General features: G+C 74.0%; 2 protein-coding genes. Both read right to left on the bottom strand.

The annotated features are described in order from the left end of the window. A partial coding sequence (gene murC / locus PROKR_RS20300) for a UDP-N-acetylmuramate--L-alanine ligase (RefSeq protein WP_036966482.1) occupies window positions 1-1,452 on the bottom strand: 1,452 nt, incomplete at its 3' end. Then, window positions 1,449-2,032 (bottom strand): UDP-N-acetylglucosamine--N-acetylmuramyl-(pentapeptide) pyrophosphoryl-undecaprenol N-acetylglucosamine transferase (locus PROKR_RS20295; protein ID WP_036966458.1); only part of this gene is annotated, 584 nt, incomplete at its 5' end. The genes murC and PROKR_RS20295, both read right to left, overlap by 4 nt.

Here is a 2,032-nt window from a genome sequence, read left to right as displayed (position 1 = left end):
CGCCAGGACGGCGGGTCCGAGCTGGGTCACGTCGCCGGCGCCGACGGTGAGCACCACGTCGCCCGGCCGGGCGAGGTCGGCGATCGCGTGCGCGGCGTCGAGGCGGTCCGGCACCGCGTAGGCGGCGCCGTGATCGGTCATGAGGTCGACGATCGTGCTGGGCGTGACGGTCGGGTCGAGCTCCTCGCGCGCCCCGTAGATGTCGGTGACGACCACCTCGTCGGCGGCGGACAGCTCGGCCGCGAACCGGTCGGCGAACGTCTTGGTGCGCGAGTACAGGTGCGGCTGGAACAGCACGAGCACGCGACCGCCGTCGGCGATCTCGCGGGCCGCCGTCAGCACGGCCTTGATCTCGGTCGGGTGGTGCGCGTAGTCGTCGACGACGAGCACGCCGTCGGCCTCGCCCTTCTCCTCGAAGCGACGACCCGTGCCGATGAACGCCTCGACCCCGGCGACGGCCCGCTCGGCGGGCACACCCAGCAGCACCGACGCGATGACGGCCGCGGTCGCGTTGAGCACGTTGTGCTTGCCCGGCACCGACAGGCGCATCGGGATGCCGGGCACGTCGCCGGACACGCCCGCGCCGTCGGCCACCTGCTCGTTGGTGCCGAGGATGTCGCCGCGCAGCACCGCCGTGGTGCCCTCCGGCGTCGTGGAGATGTCGGTGACCCGCACGCGCGCGGTGTCGTTGGTGCCGTAGGTGATGACGTGGCCGCCGGTGGCGCAGATGGTGGCGCCCACCGAGAGCGAGCCCTCGTCGTCGGCGCACGCGACGAGCCAGCCCTCGGGCACCAGGCGGCGCGCGAACCGGATGAACGCGCCGTTGAACGCCTCCGGGGTGCCGTAGTGGTCCAGGTGGTCGGCCTCGACGTTCGTCACCACCGCGATGGTGGGCGTGTAGTTCAGGAACGAGCCGTCCGACTCGTCGGCCTCCGCCACGAGCACGTCGGACGAGCCCAGGTGGCCGCCCGGCGTCGAGCCGTTGGCGGTGCGCACCGTGCTGCCGATCGCGTACGACGGGTCCAGGCCCGCCTCGCGCAGGATGGTCGCGACCATGGCCGACGTCGTCGTCTTGCCGTGCGCGCCCGCGACGGCGACGCCGCGCGAGCCCTCCATCAGGGCGGCCAGCGCCTGCGACCGGTGCAGCACGTTCAGGCGGCGGGCGCGGGCCGCGGAGAGCTCCGGGTTGTCCTCGTGGACGGCGCTGGAGATCACCACGGTGTCCGCACCGCTGAGGTGGGCGGCGTCGTGGCCGACCCACACCTGGATGCCCTCCTCCCGCAGCGCGGCCAGCGCCTCGGACTCCGCGGCGTCGGAGCCCTGCACCGGGACGCCGCGACCGGCGAGCAGACGGGCGACGACGGACATGCCCGCCCCGCCGATGCCGATCATGTGGACGCGCCCGAGCTTCGCGACCTGATCCGCCATCTGATCCGTGACCGTGGTGCTCATGACCTGACCTCCGTGGTGTCGGTACCTGCTGACCGTACGGCTTGCTCGACGAGATCGACGACACGAGCCGCGCCGTCGCTGGTGCCGGCCGACCCCGCGGCCTTCGCCATGACACCGAGCCGCTCGCGGTCCGCGAGCAGCGTGGGAACGTTCTGGGCCACCCAGGCGGGCGTGACGTCCGCGTCGTCCACCAGGAGGCCGCCGCCGGCCTCGACCAGCGGGGCGGCGTTCAGCCGCTGCTCGCCGTTGCCGATCGGCAGCGGCACGTAGACCGCGGGGATGCCGAGCGCGGCGAGCTCGGCGACGGAGCCCGCGCCGGAGCGGCAGACCACGAGGTCGGCCACCGCGTAGGCGAGCTCCATCTGCTCGAGGTACTCGCGCACCTGGTAGCGCTGGGGGTCGACGCCGGCGACGGTCTCGCGGACCTCGTCGCCCTTGCCCTTGCCCGTCAGGTGCAGCACCTGGGCGCCGGCCGCGAGGATCTGGGCGGCGGCGCCGGACACGGCGCGGTTCAGGCTCAGGGCGCCGAGCGAGCCGCCCGTGACCACGAGGGTGGGCAGCGCGGCGTCGAGGCCGAGCT

It is taken from the genome of Promicromonospora kroppenstedtii DSM 19349, from assembly GCF_000515355.1.
Classification (GTDB): Bacteria; Actinomycetota; Actinomycetes; order Actinomycetales; family Cellulomonadaceae; genus Promicromonospora; species Promicromonospora kroppenstedtii.
Note: the sequence above shows the minus strand (reverse complement) of the source record. Positions and strands in the feature narration are given on the sequence as shown.